The sequence below is a fragment of the Finegoldia dalianensis genome, assembly GCF_046255015.1.
GTDB classification, from domain to species: Bacteria; Bacillota; Clostridia; order Tissierellales; family Peptoniphilaceae; genus Finegoldia; species Finegoldia magna.
On record NZ_JBDLBQ010000003.1, the window covers coordinates 56,515 to 79,028 of the forward strand.

Genomic DNA, 22,514 nt, shown 5'->3' on the forward strand with positions numbered 1-22,514 from the left:
CTCGGAGCATTCCGAGCTTTTTTATATGAGAGATATTTACAAATCAAAATTAGGAAATATTCTTATCGAAAGTGACGGAGAAAATATAACAAAATGCGAATTCACAGATTTTTTTGTAGAACAGGGGACTGATGAAACAATTGAAAAATGCAAAAGATATTTAGACGATTATTTTTCCGGTAAGATTACAGGGCAATTTGACGATATATTAATCGACAAATCAGATTATGCAACTAAGATATTGAAATTAGTATGTGAAATTCCGTATGGAATGACTGCAACATACACTGATATCAAAGAAAAATACGAAGAAATCTACAGTGTTAAAACATCAGCAAGAGCAGTTGGGAGAGCTGTTGGCTCAAATGATTTGATGATTTTAGTACCTTGTCACAGAGTGATCGGAAAAAACAATACGCTTACTGGATATAAATTTGGAATAGAAAAGAAAAAGTATTTATTAGATTTGGAACAAAATCACAAATCTTCTGTAAATATTTGAGCAATGTTTACGAAATTGCAACAAATGTTTTTAAGCGATTTTTAAGATATTTGTCGTGATATAATTAAGAAAAGCAGGAGGAAATTATGAGGTTAGATATTTTTAAATCGAAACTTAAAAACTTAAAGAAAACAATAAAGCTATATCCAATGGTACTACTTGCCATATTTATTGCTACGATTTTTGCTATTATGGGGATATGGTATATCGAAATAGGTGCATTGAATAGTACTTTAACAGCGGATTTGCTTATTTCTTCGCTCTACTTTGCGATGAGTTACATGATTGTAAAGCTGATTATCACTGACAAAAACATAGAAATCACCAAAGGCAAAAAAGCTTTGGTATATACAATTGTTTCAGTGATTATGGGATTAGTGTGCTATTTCCTAATAATAAAGGTAGATAAGTCCTTCGTACTTAGAAACCAAATCACGGAAATGGGATTATTTGTGACGCTTTTTGTCGGAATGTTTATCGAAGGTCACTTTAATAAGAAAAATGACTATGCCGACTACGCAGTTAAAATAGTTTTATCAATAATAGAATCGTTGATTTATTGCGTGACAATTTTTATAGGAATTGTTGCCATTTTGTTCACGACAAAGGAACTATTTAAGATACAATTTAATCTTAGCAATGTCATAGTATCATGTGCAGCGGTAATTTTTCTATTGCTAAATGCATCTATAATTTTATCCAAATTTCCATTGAAATATAGTGACGAAAATTTAAAAATCAAATGGCTTTTGCCTTTTAAGTTTTTATTTACGAGAATTATTGCTCCTATATTTTTGATATACGGTTTTATTTTACTTCTATATATAATAAAGGTAGTAGTTTTAAAGACGATACCTAACAATATCATCACAAATCTTATTTTGTGGTATGGATTGCTTTCAGTAGTGGTCTTGTTCATATCAAAAACTGTAGAAGACAAATTCATAAATGTTTACAATAAAATTCAACCTATAATATTATTGATACTTTCAGTTATGATGTTCTACTCAATAGGAATCAGAATATCATATTATGGAGTTACGGAAGAAAGATATCTTGTGGTAGTTGGCGGAATATTCATTGTTATATCAATGATTTACTATTTATTCTTCAACAAGAAGACATACATCACGATACCGACAACGTTTTTGATATTAGCACTGATTTCTTCGGTGGGACCTCTTTCTGCATATAATATCAGTAGAATAGACCAAAAAGCCAAATTAGAAAAAATGCTAGTTGAAGAAAATCTGCTTGTCGATGGCAAAATAAAATCTCAAAGCAATGTAAATCCAGCTAAAATAAAGGAAATAAAAGACAAACTTGACTATTTTGTAGTCAAACATAGTACAAAAGAACTTCCTTATTTGGGTGATAAATTTACAACTTCACAAGAGGATATGAATCGTGTATTTGGATTCAGAGGAGACGAATTTGAGTCGCTATACGGACAAATCAGATCCTTTGTCAATGATAGGTTAGAAATTGACACGACAAACTACGACCGTTTATTGGAAAATATTCAATTTCAATACGATTCCAACACACAAAATATCGAAAATTTAGGAAATCAAAACGTTACGTTTTCCAAAAAATCAAATATTGTTGTTATAAAATACAAAAATGAAACAATTAGTAAATTCAACATAGAAATATTTAATAACAGATTAGAAGAATTGTGGAATCTACAAGGTCCTGATATTAACACAGAAGATCCTGACAATTTGATAAAAGATGAAGGTGTAATTAACAATCGTAAATACAAGACGATACTTGAAAGAGCTGAATGTCTTTATGACAATGGACAAAAAATGACATATTACATCAAATGTTTATACACAAAATGAGTGAATAATATTCTTTACAAAAAATTATCAAGTGTTATAATAAATCTGTATTTTAACAAATTAATTATTGTCGATTGAGGAGAAAAATTATGTATAATTTTAACTGTGATTATCTAGAAGGAGTTCATCCAAATATCATAAAAGCACTTGAAGAAACCAATATGGTTCAACAACAAGGCTATTGCAACGATGAATACACTCATCAAGCAAAAGAACTTATCAGAAAAAAGATTTCAGATCAAGACGTTTATTTTCTACATGGTTCTACAGCTTGTAACAAGCTTGTGATTAAAACATCTTTGAGACCGTTTGAAAGTGTAATTGCGTGTGATAATGCTCATATTAATACATTAGAAACAGGGGCTATTGAAGATATTGGTCACAAAATAGAAATAGTAGAAGATGAAGATGGATTATTAATTCCAGAAGTAATAGATAAGTTTGTATCAGAAAGAATGAACGATCCTGCATATTTTCACAAGCCAATTCCAAAAATGGTTTACATAACCAATTCATCGGAATCTGGAACGATATACACTAAACAAAGACTTTTGGAAATAAAAAAAGTCTGCGACAAACATGGACTGTATTTATTCATGGATGGTGCAAGACTTGCGTATGCTCTTGCTGCAAAGAACAACGACCTAACATTAAAAGAAATTTGTGATATTGTCGATGCAACATACGTCGGCGGAACAAAATGCGGGGCTATGTTTGGAGAAGCGTTGATATTAAACAAAGATGATTTCAAGCTTCATTTTAAAAACTACATCAAAGGCTCTGGAATGTTGATTGCCAAATCCAGATTTTTGGGAATTCAATTTAGAGAGTTATTTACTGACGATTTAATTTTCAAATTAGCTGAAAAAGCAGATGAACAGGCTGACAGAATCAGACGAAGATTAAAAGAACAAGACTATGTGTTAGCTACTCAATCTACTACGAATACAATATTCGTCAACATGGATTATGAAAGATATCACAGATTAAAACATAAATATAATTTTTGCGAAAATTACAAAGCAGATGATTACATAAATGTAAGAATTTGTACATCATGGTCTACGGAAGAGCACATGGTAGATGAATTGATAAATGACTTATAAAATTGCGACCTTAAATGGTCGCTTTTTTAATAGAGATTTTTTAAAAATAAAAAAATATTACAAAAAAGTTACAATGATTTACAAAAAACTACTAAATACTTTTGTGGTATAAATTCCTAAAATATCTCATCTTTTATTTGTTTAAATCCGTTTATTAAATTTTTCACACAAAAATAACAAAAATATCGCCCAAAAATGTAAAAATATTTCACTCAGAACGGATATGATAACAAATATCAAATGAGAAATTTATGAAAACAATATTTCAATAAAATAGCGATTATTACGAAAAGTATACAATCCTGCAAAGATAAATTAAAACGAAAAAATCTATAAAAAAACAGAACAAGACAATTAAATAACAATTTAATATTAAAATATTTTGAAAAAACGTTGTTTATGTTATCATTTTCATAAATTCATGTTATAATGAAATTACGAAAAAAGTGAATGCTAGAACTTATATATTTTCAAATGTGTATTCACGATTAATTCGGATTTTCTCATATAATTAAAATATTTAAGGAGGAATTGTAAATGAGAAACAAGAAAAGGTTTGTTGCCTTGATGTTAGCCGGCCTTATGGTTGCTGGTACAGCATGTGGAAATGGAGGCTCAAAAGATGGAGGAGCTAAGGGAGAAAACACAGTATATAATACTTTCTTAAATGCAGACCCTGACTCTATTGATGCTCAAAAAGGTAGCGACAGTTATGGTAATACAATTGTTAATAACGTATATGAACCACTTATTAGATTGGTTCAAAATGATGACTTAACATTGAAACCAGAAGCAGCAGCAGCATCAGAATGGAAAGTATCTGAAGATGCTATGACTTACACATTCACAATACGTGATGGTTTAAAATGGGAAGATGGTCAACCATTAACAGCAAAAGATTTTGAATATGGTATTAAAAGAACTGTAGATCCTAAAACAGGTTCTGGTTCATCATTCTTATTGGCTGATATACTTAACTTCCAAGAAGTTAACTCAGGAAAAGCTCCATTGGATAAATTAGGAGTTAAAGCACTTGACGATAAAACATTGGAAATCAAATTAGGTGCTCCAGCACAATATTTCATTAACATCGTACCTTTCAGAGTATGTTTCCCACAAAGAAAAGATATAGTTGAAAAACACGGTGAACAATTCGGTTCTGAAGCTAATACTATCGTAGGTTGCGGACCTTTCAAATTAACTGAATGGACTCACAACTCTAAGTTGGTTCTTGAAAAGAACCCAGACTACTGGAACAAAGACAAAGTTAAATTAGAAAAAGTTAACTTAAGAGTTATTACTGATACAAACACTATGATGAACGCTTTCCAATCTGGAGAAGTAATGAGTGTAAGTACTAATAAACCAGAATGGACTTCTAAGTTCGATAAGAGAGAAGGAACTAAGACTGAAAAAATTGATATTCCAGCAGTAGATTACTTCGCAGTTAACCACCAAGATAAATTATTTAAGAACAAAAAAGTTAGACAAGCATTCAATATCGCTTTAGACAGAGAAGGCTTTAACAAAACAGTTCTTAAAGGAAAATCAGCTCCAGCTTATTTCTGGGTACCAAAAGCTATTACAATTGAAGATTTGAAATACAGAGAAATGGCAGGAAACCCTGTTAAAGAAATGGCTGATAAATTAGGCGATCCAAAAGCTTTATTATCTGAAGGTCTTAAAGAATTGGGAATGGATCCAGATCCATCTAAATTAGAAGTAAGCTTAATTATGACTAACTCACCAGATTTGAAGAAATTCGGTGAATATTTCCAACAAAACTTCCAAAACAAACTTGGTGTTAAGGTTAAATTGGAAATGATGGAATGGGCTATCCTTTCTGGTAAAATCAACAAAGGTAATTACCAAATGGGATACTTAGCATGGACTGCTGACTACAACCATCCATCAGCAATGATGTCTCTATTCACTTCAAGTGCTAACGCAGTTAGAACTGGATGGAAGAGCGATGAATATGATAAATTAATCAGAGACGCTGCCAAAGAAAAAGATAAAAACAAACAAGTAGAATTGTATAAGAAAGCTGAACAAATCCTAGCTGAAGAAACAGTTATTATTCCAATAATTTCTGGTACTACTAATATGTACTATCAAGACTATGTAAAACATATTAACGTAAATCAATTCTCAACAGCAGGATTCAAAGACACTTATTTAGAAAAAAAATAAAATAACTAGTAGCAAATGGCAGGCTGTTACAAATAATTTGTAACAGCCTACTAATTGTATATAGGAGGACTCATGTTAAAATATCTTATAAAGAGAATCTTGTATATGGTGCTTACATTATTTGTAATCACAACAGCAACATTCTTCTTGATGCATAATATTCAAGGGGATCCATTGTCTGCTATGGGTAAAACTCTTCCAGAGCAAACAATCAAAAACTACAAAGCTAGATACGGTTTGGATAAACCAGTATCAACACAATATGCAATATTTTTAAAAAATGCATTGCATGGAGACTTAGGTGCTTCATACAAATATCCAGGTAGAGAAGTTAAAACTACTATAGCTCAAACTGCTCCAGTATCTGGAAGAATTGGCGGACAAGCCATGGTAATAGGTATTACTATCGGTATTATTTTTGGTATTCTTGCGGCCTTAAACAGGGGTAAAGTGCCAGATTATATTATCAGTGTATTGGCTATTTTGGGTATTACGATACCTGTATTTATTTTGGGGGCTCTTTTACAATACGCTTTCGCAGTAAAACTAAATTGGTTTCCAACTTCAGGCTACGGAGACGAAATCAAGTATACAATTTTGCCTTCAATAGCATTATGCTTTGGCTCAATAGCTACTTATGCTAGATACATGAGAAGTAATGTATTGGAAGTTTTAAACGAAGACTACATACTAACTGCAAAAGCAAAAGGTGTATCAGGCTTCAATGTAATTAGAAAACACGTATTCAGAAATGCTATACTTCCTATCATCACAATAATAGCTCCACAAATCGTTGGTATTTTTACAGGATCTTTCATTATTGAAAGTATGTATTCTATACCAGGTTTAGGAAGTTACTTTGTAAACTCTATAACTGCCAGAGATTATCCTATGATTATAGGTACAACAATTTTCTATGCATTCTTGTTCTTAGTCTCTCAATTAGTTGTAGATATCTTATACGGAATAGCAGATCCAAGAATTAAAATTGTAGATTAGGGGATTAGTATGGAAAAAATAGATCAAAGCAAATTTCAAAGACTTTCAGATGACGATAGAACATCTGAATTTATAGCAAGACCTGTAGTTACATACTGGTCTGACGCTTGGAGAAGATTTAAAGAAAACAAGGCAGCTTTAGTTGCATTCATTATATTAGTATTTTTAATTGTAATGGTTATCATCGGACCGATGTTAACTGGATATTCTCACGAAGATTTAGTAGGAGAAATTAACTTATCACCAAGCTCAAAATTCTGGTTCGGTACTGACGAACTTGGAAGAGATATATTCACAAGAATTTGGAGAGGTGGTAGAATTTCCATAATAATAGGTCTTGCAGGTGCTATTATTGGTACTGTAATTGGTTCTATTTATGGTGCAGCTTCTGCGTTCTTTGGCGGAAGAGTTGATACAATTATGATGAGAATTGTAGAAATATTGATTTCTATACCTTACCTATTATTAGTAATCATTTTAAGATTGGCTTTAAACTCAAATGGTGTAGGAACACTTATTTTAGCCATGACTATCACAGGATGGTGTGGTCTTGCAAGACTTGTAAGAGGTCAAATTCTTTCATTAAAAGAACAAGACTATATCATGGCAGCTCGTGTATTGGGAGTAAGCAACAAAGATATCATTATCAAACACCTTATTCCAAATACTTTGAACGTAATACTTGTATCAATTTCATTTGATATTCCAGGATATATATTTGGTGAAGCTTTCTTAAGTTACTTAGGACTTGGTGTACAACCTCCAGAAACTTCTTGGGGACTTATGTGTTCACAAGCTCAACAAGTATTCCAATTTTATCCTTATCAATTGTTTTTCCCAGCTCTAATGATCGGGTTAACAATGCTTTCATTTACTTTGTTAGGTGATGGTTTGAGAGATGCGCTTGACCCTAACCTTAGACAGTAGGAGGAAAAAACATGAGCAAGAATAAATACAAAGATGTAGACGAATTAAAAAAAGAACAAAACCTTTCAGAAGAAACATTAGTTGAAGAAACTGTAATTAATGAAAATAATGAAGTGGAAACTACAACTAAATATGTTTCCTCTGAAGTTGTAGAAGATAGAGTTAACGAAGAAAAAAATATGAACGAAAAACAAAATTTATCAGAAGAACTTACAAGAACTGCTAGAGTAGAAAAAGATTACACTAACAGACCAAAAGTAATTGAAGTAGATAACTTAAACGTATCATTCAATACTTATGCTGGTGAAGTAAAGGCTGTAAGAGGTGTAAGCTTTGATATATACGATGGAGAAGCTTTGGCTTTAGTAGGTGAATCTGGATGTGGTAAAACAGTAGTAAGTAAATCTATACTTCAAATTTTACCTCAATCAGCAGTTATTAAAGAACCATCTTCAATTAAATATATGAATGAAGAAGTTCTTAACATGGATAAGAAGAGATTAAGAGAATATAAAGGTTCTGATGTATCAATGATTTTCCAAGACCCTATGACTTCTCTTAACCCAACTATGAAAATAGGTAAACAAATTACAGAATCTCTTTTATTGCACACTGATTTATCAAAAGATGAAGCTAAAAAAGAAGCTGTTAAATTGTTAAAGACTGTAAATATTCCTAATGCTGAAGAACGTGTTAAACAATATCCACACGAATTATCAGGTGGTATGAGACAAAGAGTTATGATTGCCATAGCATTGGCATGTAACCCTAATGTAATCTTGGCTGACGAACCAACTACAGCACTTGATGTAACTATTCAAGCACAAATCTTGGATTTGATGAGAGAATTAAGAGATACTAAAAATACTTCTATAGTTCTTGTAACTCACGATTTAGGTGTAGTAGCTGACTTTGCAGACAGAATTCAAGTAATGTATGCCGGTGAAATCATGGAAACTGGTACAGTACAAGAAATATTTAAAGATGCACATCACCCATATACATGGGCATTGTTGATGAGCGTTCCAAGACTTGATTCATCAAAAGACAATGAATTGTATTCATTAGGTGGAACTCCACCAGATTTATTGATGGAAATTCCGGGATGTCCATTTGCGGCAAGATGTGATTATGCAATGCAAATTTGTAGAGAAAAGAAACCACCTGAAACAAGATACTCAGATCATCATGTTTGCAGATGTTGGTTAACACACGAACAAGCACCAAAAGTTGAAAGACCTTATTAGGAGTGAATTATGTCAGAAACTAAAGTAATAAAAGAAAAGAACATAGATTATTCAAACAGAGAAGTGCTTGTTGAATTAGAAAACTTGGATAAGTTTTTCAAAGTTGGTAAAAACAAGACTTTAAAAGCTGTTGAAAATGTAAATTTAAAAATATATAAAGGGGAAACTTTCGGACTTGTAGGAGAATCTGGATGTGGTAAAACTACATGCGGAAGAACAGTTATTAACTTATATAAACCTACAAATGGTAAAGTTATATATGAAGGAAAAGATATCACAAAGTTGAGCAGTAAAGAAGAACAAGCTTTCAAGAAAAAAGCTCAAATGATTTTCCAAGACCCATACTCATCACTTGACTCTAAGATGACTATTGGTGATATCATTGGAGAAGGTATCAGAGTTCACTTCCCTGAAATGCAAGAAAAAGATATTCAAAACAGAATTACTGAATTATTAAAAACTGTAGGACTTAACGCTGAACACGGAGCTAGATTCCCACACGAATTATCTGGTGGACAAAGACAAAGAATTGGAATTGCTAGAGCTTTAGCAGTAAAACCAGAATTTATCGTATGTGATGAACCTATCTCAGCGCTTGATGTAAGTATTCAAGCACAAGTTGTTAACTTACTTATTGAATTACAAAGAGAAAAGAAATTAACTTATTTGTTCATTTCTCACGACTTATCAATGGTAAAACACATTTCAGATAGAATAGGCGTAATGTATTTAGGTAGTATGGTAGAAGTATCTTCAAACACTAAGATTTATAATCAACCACTTCACCCTTATACTAAAGCATTGATTTCTGCAATTCCTATTCCAGATCCTGATGTTTCAAGCGAAGGACGTGTTAAATTACAAGGTGAAATTCCTTCACCAATTAACGCACCAGAAGGATGTAAATTCTGTACAAGATGTAACTATGCAATGGAAATCTGTAAAACTGATAGACCAGTTCTACAAGAAATTGCTGATAAACACTTTGTAGCCTGTCACTTATTCGATAAAGGATTAGACGAAGGTATAAGGGCTATGAAAGAACAAGATGCTAAGCTTAGTCGTGCACCACAATCTGAAGTTCAAGAAAAAGTTGAAGAATCAACAGCTGAACAAGAAATGGGCAAGAGATTAGATGATGAAGCACAAGCTAGAAACATCGATTCAACAGGAATGACAAAATAAATTATATTCCCCGCCATGTGCGGGGTTTTGTTTTGCCCAAAATTCAAACACAAAAACAAATATATGATAAAATAATCATTGGTGCTAAAATTAATTTATAAATACACCACAGTAAATTTGCTATGATATAATAAATTGAGAGGGGAATTATGATTAAAAATATAATATTTGATCTTGATGGTACTATTACGAATTCTTATGAGGGAATTGTAAATGCTGTTAAGTTTAGTTTGGATAAAATAAATTTCAAATACGATGAAAGTAAGCTTATATCTTTTATAGGTCCACCTTTAAAAGACAGTTACATGGAGTTGGGTTTTAGTGAAATTGAATGTAAAGAAAGAATTGAAGATTTCAGAGATTATTATTTCAAAAAAGGTATGAAAGAAATGGAACTCTACGATGGAATTGTAGAAACTATACACAAATTTTATGATGAAGGATATAAAATTTATTTGGCTACAAGTAAGGTTGAATCTTCAGCTAGGAAAATTTTGTCAGATAATAATTTGTTGAAATATTTTTCATATACTGCTGGTGCGACTTTGGATCAATCAAGAGTAGAGAAGGAAGATGTAATAGCTTATTTAATTGATAAAACTGGTATAAATCCAGAAGAATCGATTATGGTTGGAGATAGACATCACGATATTGAAGGGGCAAGACTTAACAATATTAAATCAATTGCTGCAGGATATGGATTTGGAAATCCAGAGGAATATAAAAATGCGATTTTTGTTGCAGATAATCCAATTGATGTGTATGAATTTGTGATTAATCAAAATGATAGGTGATTTGAATGGTTAATAATATTAAAAATACGGTTATGGAATTTTCAAAAGAAAATGAAGAAGTTAGAAGTCTTATAGAAACGGGTAGAAGACTTAATCCTACTTTAAAAAAGGACGAAAACACAGATTATCATTTTGTTTTCGGAGTAAGTGATCTTGAAAAGTTTAAGGATTCACATTTCATTGAAAACTTATTCGGTGATGTGTTAATGTTAGAAAAATCTGACAAATTAACCTACACAAATAAAATTAATCCTCACAATATCAGCTACACTATTGTGCTTAATGATATTTCTAAAATCAGAATATTTTTCATTAAGGAAAACACGATGCAAGCTTATATTAATGAAGATAGCCAGGCGGAAATTTTAGTAGACAAAGACCAAGTTTTAGTTGGCAATAGCACCAAATCAGATGTTTGTTTCAGACAATTAAAGCCAACTAAGCATGAATTTGAATCGCTAGTCAATCAGATGTTCATAAATTCATTGAATGTTGCAAAAGGATTGTATAGAAAAGAAGAAATCTACGCCATTCAAATGTTTTATCATGTCAGAGAGAACGTAGATAAAATGACTGGTTACTATATTGGTAGTAATTACGACTTCAATGTTAATATAGGATACAATTACGAATATATCAAGACTTATCTTCCAAAAGATCATTATGAAAGATATTTGCAAACATATCCACTTCCTGAAATAGAGAATCTGTGGAGTACATTGTTCAAATCATGTGATCTTTTTAGAAAACAAGGGCTTCATGTCGCAGAGCTTCTGGGATATGAATATCCTAAGAGAGTTGATCGTGATATAATGCAAAAAATTAGAGATATATGGCAAAGATCATACGATTAAAAAAACTGGTTTATAAAAAACCAGCTTTTTTTATCCCTTGAATATTTCCAAACCAAACATATCACACATATCGTTTAATCCTTGTAGGATTTCGTCACGACTGTAGTTTGATTTTTGAAGTTTTTCATCGGAAAGTCCTTTTAATTTGTCATAAAATCTAGTTGCGATTGTTGCATACATAAGATTATTTGTTTCTAGCTTTTCGAACAAAATATTTTCAGCATCGTTAATTCTATCTTCTTCGATAAGATTTTCCAACAATCTTTCAAATTCGAATGAATCTTTTTGATATTGTTCATTCTCATTTAATTTTCTACCTTTTTCCATATCTGTAAATAATTTTTGTAAAAATTCACTGACTACGTTGATTTGTTTTAGTAGCCAATCGTTTGATTCTATCATATTATCACTCTTTCTAAATTTCTCTACTTATATTATACTAAATTTCTCAGTTTTGATATACTATTAATAGAATAAGATTATCGGAGAAAATTATGATTGTAAAATTAAAAAGAAATCCTAACGAAAAGGAAGTAAAAAAACTAATAGATTTTTTAAATGAACAAAACGTCAGAGTTGATGAGACTGTTGGCGATAGATACACGATTATTTCGTTAATAGGAGATACTTCAAGCATTGATGAAAAGCTAATATCACGCTTTGATATTGTGGACAAGGTTATTAGAATAGAAGAACCTTTCAGTAAGGCAAACAAAAAATACCATCCACAACCTAAAATTGTCGATGTCGATGGTGTAAAAATAGGTGACGGAAATTTCTGCGTGATGGCAGGGCCATGTTCTGTTGAAAGCGAGGAACAGATTATTACGATTGCTAAAAGCGTGAAGGAAAACGGAGCAAATATCCTTAGAGGCGGAGCTTTTAAGCCTAGATCCTCGCCTTATGCTTTCCAAGGATTAGGCAAAAAGGGAATCGATTTGTTAATCCAAGCAAAAAAAGAAACTGGACTTCCAATTATTACAGAGATAATGGATTTGTCTGATTTGGATTATTTCAACGATGTCGATATGTTGCAAGTTGGAGCTAGAAATATGCAAAATTATTCCTTGCTTAAAGAGTTGGGACATTCAGATAAACCGATTTTACTAAAGAGAGGTTTGAGTGCTACTTACAAGGAATGGATAATGAGCGCAGAGTACATTATGACGGGTGGCAACGAAAATGTCGTATTGTGTGAGAGAGGAATTCGAACTTTTGAAAGCTACACTAGAAATACATTGGATATTTCAGCTATTTCTGTGATGAAGGAATTGTCACAACTTCCTATAATTATGGATCCATCACACGCGAGCGGCAAATATACTTTGATTGAACCATTATCACTTGCATCGACTGCTGCAGGCTGCGATGGACTTATGATTGAAGTTCACAATGATCCTGAAAATGCACTTAGCGATGGACCACAATCTGTCACTTGCGAAAGATTTAGAACTATAATGAGAAAAGTAAGGAAATTAAGACAATGTATTCAGTAATAAATGTCAAAAATTATGATTTAATAGTTGGTCTTGATGCTTTGAATCTATCACGCGATTATTTGAAAAATTTCATAAAATCAAAGGCAATTATTATTACCGATGAAAATGTCGATAGGTATCACCACAAAACATTGGATATTTTATTAGATGAATTGGAGATTGAACATGAATTTTACGTTATAAAACCGGGAGAATCTTCCAAAAGTTTATCAGAGTACGAAAAAATAATGACTTACATGAGTATGTCTTATCACAGAAATGACACTGTGATTGCTTTTGGTGGAGGAGTCGTTGGAGATTTGGCTGGTTTTGTAGCTGCAACTTTTATGCGTGGGATTGATTTCATTCAAATTCCTACGACTGTTTTGTCAATGGTGGATTCATCCGTGGGCTCTAAAACTGGGATTGATTTGCCAACTGGGAAAAACTTAATTGGAGCGTTCAAAGATCCAAAGCTTTGCATTATTGATCCACTTTTGCTGAAAACTTTAGACGATTACGTGTTTGAAGATGGTTTCGGGGAAATTATCAAATACGCGATTTGTTTTGATGAAGAATTATTCGACATGATAAGTTCTAAAAGATACACTAAACAAAGCAATTTATCGGAAATTGTGGAGAATTGTGTGAGCATTAAAAAAGATATCGTGCTCCAAGACAAGTTGGAGCACGATTTAAGAAGATTATTAAATTACGGGCACACATTAGGACATGCTGTCGAAAAACTGTCCGATTATAATGTTATGCATGGACATGCCGTGGCTTTCGGAATGAAGTGTATGGCGAAAAAATACAGCAAGGATTACAACAGAATCTTGGAAGTTTTGAAAATATATAATTTGAATGATAATTACGATTATTCTGTGGAAGATGTCTATGAAGTTAGCCTTCGCGATAAGAAAAACACAAAAGACATGATTAGTTTGATAGTTTCCGAAGAAATCGGAGACTGTACGGTTTTGAGTATGAACAAATCGAATTATAAAAAGGTTTTGAGTGATATTTATGAAGATTAAAACGGACAATTTACAGGGAACAGTGGAAGCTATATCTTCCAAATCATTTGCGCACAGGTTTATGATTTTAGCAAGTGTTGCAGATACCGATACAACAATTATCATTAATGAATTCTCAAACGATATAATGACAACTATTGATTGTCTGAGAAATTTGGGAGTTGAAATCGACATAAACGAAAATGAAGTTACAGTTCATCCTTCGTTTTTTCAAAAAGATGTGTCCGATATTAATGTAAATGATTCGGGTTCAACTTTGAGATTTTTGCTTCCATTGATTAGCTTCTTATCTCAAAAAACTAACGTAAAATGCACTGGTAGATTACAAGATAGGCCTATAAAAGAATTGATGGATCAATTGAAATTATCGGGGCTTACTTTTAGTGAAGATAAACTTCCTTTTACAGTTGATGGAACTTTTCACAAAATTGATTTTGAATTTCCTGGCGATGTATCCAGCCAATATATTTCTGCGATTATGATGATTGCACCACTTATTGGTGGCTGTGAAATCAAATTGACATCACAACTTGAATCAACTGGATATATCAAAATCACACAAGAATGCTTGAGATTATTTGGAGTGGAATCTGAGATTTTGTGGGATAAAGTAATAGTCGAATCAGGTGCATTAAAATCACCTGGAGAAATTATCGTAGAAGGAGACTGGTCAAACGCAGCGTTTTTCTTGTGTGCAAATGAATTAGGTGCAGATATAAACGTTCAGAACTTAAACATGGACTCAGTTCAAGCAGATAGAAAAATAGTTGAATTATTAGAAAAAATAAATAAAAACAGAGATTACTGTGAAATAGATATATCACAAACACCAGATTTATTTGTGATTTTGGCAGTGGTTTTGTCTCAAAAATGCGACAAATCGGTGCTAAAAAACGCTAAAAGATTGAGGTTAAAAGAATCGGATAGAATTCAATCAACTTACGATATGTTAAAATCATTCGGCGTAAACTGCGAGATAGAAGGAGATAATCTCGTAATCTACAAATCAGAAATGAAGCCTGCAGTTATAAATTCTTGTGATGATCACAGAATTGTAATGGCGGCTGCAATAGCATCTATCATTACAAAAGAAGTTGAAATAAAAGATTGGCAAGCTGTGAAAAAATCTTATCCATCGTTTTTTGATGAAGTAGAAAGGTTGGGTAGCGATGTCATCGATAGGTAAATTAGTTAAGTTAACTGTGTGGGGAGAGTCTCATGGCTCGATGATTGGTGGCGTGATTGATGGAGTTGATCCAGGAATCAAAATCGACCACGAAAGATTGAGAGCACATATGAAAAGAAGATCTCCCGGAAAATCCAACACTACACTTAGAAAAGAATCAGATGAAGTTGAGTTCGTATCGGGGATTTTGAATGATACAACAACGGGTGCTCCGTTATCTTTTATTATAAAAAACTCGGACCAGCACTCAAAAGATTATTCAAATATTTACAATACTCCAAGGCCATCGCATGCAGACTATCCAGCAACTGTTAGATACAATGGTTTCAACGATATCAATGGAAGTGGACATTTTTCTGGAAGATTGACTGCAGTCATTAACGTGGCAGGATTTATTGCACAAGAAATATTGAAGGAACACGACATATATGTGTTCAGCCATTTGTATTCACTGGGAGATATTGTAGATGAACGATTTGATGATTTAAAATTTACAGACTACAGTTATTTGAAGAATAGGAAAATCGAAGTAATAAACGATGAAATAATTGATAAAATAGATGACAAAATAGAAGAATTGAGAGATAGAAAAGATTCCGTTGGCTCAAGTGTCGAAACTGTTGTGTATAATTTGAGAGCGGGAGTTGGAGATACGCTTTTTGATTCGATTGAATCTAGGTTGTCACAAAGTTATTTTGGAATTGGAGCAGTAAAATCGGTTGAATTTGGTTTGGGGAAATCATTCGACAAATCAAATGCATCTGTTGTGAATGACTGCTATTATATAGAAAACGAACAAATTAAAACAAAAACGAATTATAACGGAGGAATACTGGGAGGAATTTCGACGGGAATGCCGATAATTTCCTTAGTTACGTTCAAACCACCAGCATCGATTGGATTGACACAAGATACTGTTGATTTGAAAAACAAAACAAATACTAAGCTTACTGTTGAAGGACGACACGATCCAAGCATTGGAATAAGGGCTGTAAGCGTGATGGAATCAATCACTGCATTTGTGATTTACGATTTGTTAAAGGAGTATGGATGGAAAGATTTAGGAAAGAAATAGATAAAATTGATTCTGAAATCGCCAGATTATTAGAGAAAAGATTTGAGATTTGTTCTGAAATTGGCGATTTTAAAACAAAGAATAATATTGAAACAGAAGACAAATCGAGAGAAAAGGAAATTTTTGAAAAAATAGAACAAATAAATTTAAAATACCGCGACAATATAAAGGAAGTTGAATCCAAAATTTTACTAGAATCAAAAAAAATTCAGGATAATTTGAAATGAAATACGGATTATTAGGAAAATCTTTAAAGCATAGCTACTCCAAAGAAATTCACGAACTATTAGGATACTACAAATACGAATATTTTGAAGAAGATGATTTGGATAGATTTTTCAAAAGAAAGGATATCAATGGAATCAATGTAACTATTCCGTACAAGGAAGACGTCATAAAATACTTGGACGAAATGAGTGAAGATGCGAAGAAAATCGGATGCGTAAATACGATTAAATTTTCTGATACTATCAAAGGATATAACACCGACATCGACGGAATGGAGTATATGATTAGTCGAATTGTCGATTTGAAAGGTAAAGAAGTCGTGATTTTAGGTGATGGAGCTACAAGCAAAACAGCCGTAGAGTGCGCGAAAAGACTTCAGGCAAGAACTATTAAAGTGATTTCACGAAAAGGTGAGCATAAGTTTGAAGATGTACATTATTATAAAAACTGCGACGTTCTAATCAACGCAACTCCAGTGGGAATGTATCCGAATAATTTGAAATCAGTTATAAAATTAGGGAAAATCAGACCAAAAGCTGTGTTCGATGTGATTTATAATCCGAACAAAACTTCCATTTTAATGGATTGCGATAGACTTAAAATTCCTAACGACAATGGTTTGCGAATGCTGGTGTATCAAGCTGTCAAAGCGTGTGAGATTTTTACTTCTAAAAAAATAGACGATGATGTTGTAGAAAATATCGTACAGAAAATTAGAACAAAAAATATGAATATTGCACTGGTTGGAATGCCTGGAAGTGGTAAAAGTACAGTTGCTAAAATTATCGCAAAAAACACTGACAAGGAACTTGTGGATATCGACAAAATCATCACAGAAAGATACGGAAATATTAATGATATATTTGCAGTACAAGGCGAAAAATATTTCAGAAAAATAGAGTCTGAAGTTTTAGAAGAATTTTCCAAGGAAAAGAACTTGGTTATCGCAACTGGGGGAGGGGCTGTAACTGTGAAGAAGAATTTTTATTATCTTCATCAAAATTCAGTTGTTTATTGGATTGACAGACCGAACAGTAAATTATCCAGAAAAAACAGGCCGATTTACAAAACGAATACTATGCGTGAGATTAGACAAAACAGAAATTATTTGTATCGAAGATTCAGTGATAAATATTTCAACAATTACAATGCAAAAAAAACCGCCAAATTAATCGTGGAGGATTTCAATGAAACTATATATTATTAATGGACCGAATTTAAATATGCTTGGCATAAGAGAGCCTGAAATTTATGGTAAGCTGACATTACAAGACATTGAATCCAAGATAAACTTATACTGCGCAAAAAATCAAATAGATGTAGAGCTTTATCAATCGAATCACGAAGGAGAAATCGTAGATATTATTCAAAGTGCTTACAAAAAAGCAGACGGAATAATCATCAATCCTGCAGCATACACGCATACTTCTGTTGCGATTTTGGATGCATTGAAAGCTGTAGATGTAGACACAGTTGAGGTGCATCTATCAGATGTAGATGAAAGAGAGGATTTCAGAAAACTTTCTTATGTATCACTTTTTGCAAAAAAAGTTATCAAAGGAAAAGGAGCAGATGGATATATTGAGGCTATCGATTTTTTCTTAAATAGAATATAATATAGGTATGAAAAATCAAGGAGGAGCAATGGACGAATTACAAAAACGTGGTTTATTTAATGAACACGGAGATATTGAATTATCAAAGAGAAAAATAATTAATGGCAATACTACTAATTTGAACGATTTTAATAACATAAAATACTCTTGGACAAGTGAATGGTACAGACAAGCTATGAATAATTTCTGGATTCCAGAAGAAATCAACCTGAATCAAGATATCAAAGATTACAGAAATTTATCGGAAGACGAAAAGATTGCTTACGACAAGATTTTATCGTTTTTGATTTACTTGGATAGTTTACAAACTGCACAACTTCCAAATTTGGAAGCATACATCACTGCTAATGAAATAAACTTGTGCTTATCCATTCAAGCATTCCAAGAATCTATTCACTCACAATCTTACAGTTATATTTTGGATACGATTTGTTCTCCAGAAGAAAGAACAGACATTTTGTATCAATGGAAGGATGATGAGTTTTTGTTAGAAAGAAATAGATTCATTGGCGATCAATACAACGACTTTTTTGAAGAAAAAAGCGAACGAAACTTCATGAAAGCTCTCATCGCAAATTATATCTTGGAAGGAATTTACTTCTATTCTGGATTTATGTTCTTCTATAATTTGGGAAGAATGGGCAAAATGCCAGGAACCGTTCAAGAAATCAGATACATCAACAGAGATGAAAACACTCACTTGTGGTTGTTCAGATCGATGATTTTAGATTTGAAAAAAGAACGTCCAGAATTATTTACTGAAGAAAAAAATGCACTATACAAAGAAATGATAAAACAAGGCTCAGAAGCTGAAATTGAATGGGCAAAATACGTTATCGGTGAAAAAATCCAAGGGTTGTCTATCAAAATGGTTGAAGATTACATCAAATACTTGGGTAATTTGAGATCAACAGGACTTGGTTTTGGAGTTATCTATCCAGGTTACGAAAGAGAAATTCCTTCAATGAAATGGGTAAGCGAATATTCTGACCCAAATAAAATCAAGACAGATTTCTTCGAAGCAAAACCATCAGCTTATTCTAAGTCAGCTATAATAGAAGACGATTTATAAAATATACCCGGCATTTTTATACAGGAAATGCCGGATTATTTGATTTAAGCATATGAAAATACAATTAGAAGACAAAAGATATCAAAAAGAGTGCATAGATATTTTTACGATATTTGATTCCAAACAAAATCTAGAATTTGCTGAAAGTGATTTTGTAGTAGGAAAAGATTATGTGAAAAAAGATAAAACTTATCCATTCACTACAAGATTAGAATTAAAAAGAATACTCTATGCCATATTTTCAAGAAGATACAATTATACAAATGATTGGGGAATATTAACAGGAACGAAACCATCTAAGATTTTGAAAAATCATACAGACGAAGAATTAAAACAAATGTATTTAATTAATGATGAGAATTTGAAATTACTTAGAGACATCGACGAGGTTCAGTCTAGCTTAGATTTTGATGAGAAAAACTACAACATTTACATCAATATTCCTTTTTGCCCAAGCCGTTGCGATTACTGTTCCTTTCCTACTATTGTTTACAAAAATAACGACAGAAGAGAAGAATACTTGGGGTATCTATTAAAAGAAATAACCGAAGTCTCAAAAAATATGGGCAAAAACATAATTAAAACAATTTATGTTGGAGGTGGAACTCCGACTAGTTTAGACTACACAATGCTTGAAAAATTATTGAAAGTTATTGAAAACTGTTTTGTTTCAGAAAACTTGGTTGAATACACATTTGAAGCTGGACGAGAAGATAGCTTGGACTTTGACAAGCTAAAATTGTTAAAAAAGTACAACGTGACAAGAATTAGCTTGAACCCACAAACTTTTAACGAAAAAGCACTGAAAGCTATGGGAAGAATTCAAAATAATGAGAACTTGTTTGATTTGTACACTCAAGCTAAAGACTTGGGATTTGTGATAAATATGGATTTTATACTTGGATTATTGTATGATGATGTGAAAAATACAGAAAAAAACCTCGAAATTCTAAGACAGCTACAACCTGATAATATAACTTTTCACACACTGTCGATAAAAAAAGGAAGTAAATACTCACAACAATACGACAAGGGAAATTTTGAAGAAAATATTGCTGAGAAACAAATGCAATTGATAAAAAAATGGACATTTCAAAATAGTTATCGTCCGTATTATTTATATCGTCAGAAAAATATTCTGAATAACATGGAAAATATCGGCTATTGCAGAGATATTCCTTCCAGATACAATATCGTAATCAATGAAGAATTAGAAAGCATAATAGGATTTGGAATGACTGCTAATTCTAAAATCATAAAAGATGATATAATAAAATACACAAACTACAAAAATTTAAGAGATTATTCAGAAAAATTAGACGGAATAATAAAAAGAAAGGTGGAAATCATCAATGGGTGAACTAAAGAAAAGAGAAGAATTCAAATCGGATAAAAGTAGAGTTTTCCAAACGATAAAAGATAGATTATTAGACAATTCAAAACCAACGGGAGTTGAAAATCAGTACGTAATAGATAACTTGGGAGTTACAATGACCTACACTATAAAAGAAATCGTTGAAAACGAAAAAATGTACATCGATTTAAACTCCAAAAGCATAGATGGATATTTGAATTTTGATTTTGGAGATACAAATTCAGGAAGTTTTGTGGATGTTGATATGAAACTTCACAACAAATCATTATTCGGCGGATTGATGAATTTCGTAATGGATGTGGAAAAACTAGAGAATAAATTAGTGTATGAATTGAAAAAGGAATTGGGAGAATTGTAGAACTTCAATGTTTTCAATTGAATAATATATGACATAGTCCTCATGATTGTAATTCAAAATTTCTTGTTTTGGATAACTTTCATGGGGATTTTTTTGGTTTTATAATGACAATTTTTTCTAAATCTAGTCAAAAGCACTTCAAATATTACAAAAATGAAATATTTTAGACTATTGTACTCAATTAACAAATGAAATTAAAATTTATTGTAACCTTTTTGTAACCCTTAATTTTCAAGCATTTAACAATTTTAAAATTTAAGCGAATAGATACAAAGAGTTCTAATGAAAACAAATATCGTTTAAATGGGCAAAAATATGTTCCTTTTTCTTGAATTATTTTTCTTGGTTTAATAAAATAGCTGGGTAGTAAAAAATAAACACAAAAAAATCTAAAAAAGAAAGAGGAGATACAAATGAATTTTAGAAAGTTAATTTTAAATTCTTCGGTTGTCATTATGACAAGTTTATTAGCATTTGTACCATCAAATTCACAAGCAAAAGATTTAAATAATGTTAAAGTAGAACAAAAATCAAGTGAAAATATACAATCAAAAAAATATTGGATAAATGATGATACAGATTTGTTTAAGGAAGAAAATGAACATAGTAAAATAATCGGAGAATTAGAACAAGGTGACACTGTAAAAGTTGAAAAAATCGGAGAAGTTTTTGCGAAAGTAAATTTCACAAAATATGACAAAAAATTCGAAGGTTTTATTTATAAATCATATTTGTCAGAAAAAGAAGTTAAACCAGATCCAGATAAATTTGAAGGATGGGTTAACGAAGAAACTAAAGTTTTCGATTCAAAAGAAAAAGAATCAAAAGAATTGGGAGTAATCGACAAAGACTCAGAAATCAAGGGGCATATCGATGAAGATAATTTGAGAATTACTTATTTCGGAAGAACTGCTTATATTGTTGCAAAGAATACAACAAAGGAGTCTCCAGCAGATAGAGATAAGAGATTAGCAAAAGAAAGAAAAATCCAAGCTCAAAAACTTGCAGAAAAAAGAAAAAAAGAACAAGAAGAAAGAGCTAAGAAGGAAAAACAACAAGCACAATCAGCTCCTCAAAATGTTTCAGGAAGAACTATCACAATGAGATCTACTGCTTATACTTCAGATCCTGCAGAAAATGGTGGATATTCTACAACTGCAATGGGAACGGCAATTAGATATGGTGTGGCAGCTGTGGATCCTAGAGTTATTCCATTAGGAACTAGATTGTACATTGAAGGTTATGGATACGCTAGAGCAGAAGATACTGGTGGAGCTATTAAAGGAAATAGAATAGACTTAGTATTTGGCTCAAAATCTCAAAGCAATAATTGGGGAAGAAGAACTGTTAGAGTTACAATTTTAAATTAATTAAATATTATTACTACGATTAATGAAGGCGATGAATTTCATCGTCTTTTTTGATTGACAAATAC

22 protein-coding genes are annotated in these 22,514 nt (G+C 31.9%); 21 read left to right on the forward strand and 1 reads right to left on the reverse strand.

Annotation, left to right across the window (positions count from 1 at the left end; genetic code table 11):
- The first annotated feature begins 25 nt into the window (after positions 1-25).
- From ABDJ34_RS04050 to ABDJ34_RS04095, 10 genes are all read left to right on the forward strand, one after another.
- A complete protein-coding gene (locus ABDJ34_RS04050) occupies positions 26-502 on the forward strand; it encodes a methylated-DNA--[protein]-cysteine S-methyltransferase (protein WP_412701472.1) in 477 nt (158 codons plus the stop codon).
- 86 nt (positions 503-588) lie between these two features.
- Positions 589-2,349: a DUF4153 domain-containing protein gene (locus ABDJ34_RS04055; protein WP_412701473.1), complete on the forward strand. Its 1,761-nt coding sequence runs from the start codon at positions 589-591 to the stop codon at positions 2,347-2,349.
- 89 nt (positions 2,350-2,438) lie between these two features.
- Positions 2,439-3,455, forward strand: a complete 1,017-nt coding sequence (locus ABDJ34_RS04060; RefSeq protein ID WP_412701474.1) for a threonine aldolase family protein — start codon at positions 2,439-2,441, stop codon at positions 3,453-3,455.
- A 537-nt stretch (positions 3,456-3,992) separates the two neighbouring features.
- Positions 3,993-5,648, forward strand: coding sequence for a peptide ABC transporter substrate-binding protein (locus ABDJ34_RS04065; RefSeq protein ID WP_412701475.1), 1,656 nt, complete (start codon positions 3,993-3,995; stop codon positions 5,646-5,648).
- A gap of 72 nt (positions 5,649-5,720) precedes the next feature.
- The gene (locus ABDJ34_RS04070) at positions 5,721-6,647 is read left to right on the forward strand and encodes an ABC transporter permease (RefSeq protein ID WP_094223720.1); all 927 of its coding nucleotides are present in this window, start codon (positions 5,721-5,723) and stop codon (positions 6,645-6,647) included.
- 9 nt (positions 6,648-6,656) lie between these two features.
- Positions 6,657-7,574 carry an ABC transporter permease gene (locus tag ABDJ34_RS04075; RefSeq protein WP_316103487.1) on the forward strand — a complete coding sequence of 306 codons (918 nt, stop codon included), beginning with the start codon at positions 6,657-6,659 and terminating at the stop codon, positions 7,572-7,574.
- Positions 7,575-7,585: 11 nt separating this feature from the next.
- Complete coding sequence (locus ABDJ34_RS04080) at positions 7,586-8,821, forward strand: ABC transporter ATP-binding protein (protein ID WP_002835178.1); 1,236 nt, start codon at positions 7,586-7,588, stop codon at positions 8,819-8,821.
- A gap of 9 nt (positions 8,822-8,830) precedes the next feature.
- Positions 8,831-10,006 (forward strand): ABC transporter ATP-binding protein, encoded by a 1,176-nt coding sequence (locus tag ABDJ34_RS04085; protein WP_412701476.1) that lies wholly within the window; start codon positions 8,831-8,833, stop codon positions 10,004-10,006.
- Between the two features lie 149 nt (positions 10,007-10,155).
- On the forward strand, positions 10,156-10,800 hold the full coding sequence (locus ABDJ34_RS04090) for an HAD hydrolase-like protein (RefSeq protein ID WP_412701477.1): 645 nt from the start codon (positions 10,156-10,158) through the stop codon (positions 10,798-10,800).
- A 5-nt stretch (positions 10,801-10,805) separates the two neighbouring features.
- On the forward strand, positions 10,806-11,654 hold the full coding sequence (locus ABDJ34_RS04095) for an aminoglycoside 6-adenylyltransferase (protein ID WP_110057791.1): 849 nt from the start codon (positions 10,806-10,808) through the stop codon (positions 11,652-11,654).
- A gap of 30 nt (positions 11,655-11,684) precedes the next feature.
- On the opposite strand, the gene ABDJ34_RS04100 is transcribed toward ABDJ34_RS04095, so the two are convergent.
- Positions 11,685-12,056 carry a DUF6483 family protein gene (locus ABDJ34_RS04100; protein WP_094204014.1) on the reverse strand — a complete coding sequence of 124 codons (372 nt, stop codon included), beginning with the start codon at positions 12,054-12,056 and terminating at the stop codon, positions 11,685-11,687.
- A 92-nt stretch (positions 12,057-12,148) separates the two neighbouring features.
- Between ABDJ34_RS04100 and aroF the strand changes: the two genes are divergently transcribed.
- The 11 genes from aroF to ABDJ34_RS04155 all read left to right on the forward strand — a co-directional run bounded on the left by aroF (position 12,149) and on the right by ABDJ34_RS04155 (position 22,449).
- Positions 12,149-13,150: a 3-deoxy-7-phosphoheptulonate synthase gene (gene aroF / locus ABDJ34_RS04105; RefSeq protein ID WP_094210087.1), complete on the forward strand. Its 1,002-nt coding sequence runs from the start codon at positions 12,149-12,151 to the stop codon at positions 13,148-13,150.
- The gene (gene aroB, locus ABDJ34_RS04110) at positions 13,138-14,169 is read left to right on the forward strand and encodes a 3-dehydroquinate synthase (protein WP_412701478.1); all 1,032 of its coding nucleotides are present in this window, start codon (positions 13,138-13,140) and stop codon (positions 14,167-14,169) included. The genes aroF and aroB overlap by 13 nt, the downstream gene beginning before the upstream one ends.
- Positions 14,159-15,355 carry a 3-phosphoshikimate 1-carboxyvinyltransferase gene (locus tag ABDJ34_RS04115; protein WP_412701479.1) on the forward strand — a complete coding sequence of 399 codons (1,197 nt, stop codon included), beginning with the start codon at positions 14,159-14,161 and terminating at the stop codon, positions 15,353-15,355. Before aroB ends, ABDJ34_RS04115 begins: the two co-directional genes overlap by 11 nt.
- Positions 15,339-16,430 (forward strand): chorismate synthase, encoded by a 1,092-nt coding sequence (aroC, locus tag ABDJ34_RS04120; RefSeq protein ID WP_412701480.1) that lies wholly within the window; start codon positions 15,339-15,341, stop codon positions 16,428-16,430. The genes ABDJ34_RS04115 and aroC overlap by 17 nt, the downstream gene beginning before the upstream one ends.
- A complete protein-coding gene (locus ABDJ34_RS04125) occupies positions 16,406-16,657 on the forward strand; it encodes a chorismate mutase (protein ID WP_412701481.1) in 252 nt (83 codons plus the stop codon). Before aroC ends, ABDJ34_RS04125 begins: the two co-directional genes overlap by 25 nt.
- Positions 16,654-17,865 carry a shikimate kinase gene (locus ABDJ34_RS04130; protein ID WP_412701482.1) on the forward strand — a complete coding sequence of 404 codons (1,212 nt, stop codon included), beginning with the start codon at positions 16,654-16,656 and terminating at the stop codon, positions 17,863-17,865. The genes ABDJ34_RS04125 and ABDJ34_RS04130 overlap by 4 nt, the downstream gene beginning before the upstream one ends.
- Positions 17,846-18,274, forward strand: coding sequence for a type II 3-dehydroquinate dehydratase (aroQ, locus tag ABDJ34_RS04135; protein WP_412701483.1), 429 nt, complete (start codon positions 17,846-17,848; stop codon positions 18,272-18,274). The genes ABDJ34_RS04130 and aroQ overlap by 20 nt, the downstream gene beginning before the upstream one ends.
- Before the next feature lie 28 nt (positions 18,275-18,302).
- Positions 18,303-19,346: a ribonucleotide-diphosphate reductase subunit beta gene (locus ABDJ34_RS04140; protein ID WP_412701484.1), complete on the forward strand. Its 1,044-nt coding sequence runs from the start codon at positions 18,303-18,305 to the stop codon at positions 19,344-19,346.
- 52 nt (positions 19,347-19,398) lie between these two features.
- A complete protein-coding gene (locus ABDJ34_RS04145; protein WP_412701485.1) occupies positions 19,399-20,706 on the forward strand; it encodes a coproporphyrinogen III oxidase in 1,308 nt (435 codons plus the stop codon).
- A complete protein-coding gene (locus ABDJ34_RS04150; protein WP_002835162.1) occupies positions 20,699-21,079 on the forward strand; it encodes a hypothetical protein in 381 nt (126 codons plus the stop codon). Before ABDJ34_RS04145 ends, ABDJ34_RS04150 begins: the two co-directional genes overlap by 8 nt.
- A gap of 413 nt (positions 21,080-21,492) precedes the next feature.
- Complete coding sequence (locus ABDJ34_RS04155) at positions 21,493-22,449, forward strand: 3D domain-containing protein (protein ID WP_412701486.1); 957 nt, start codon at positions 21,493-21,495, stop codon at positions 22,447-22,449.
- Positions 22,450-22,514 lie beyond the last annotated feature (65 nt).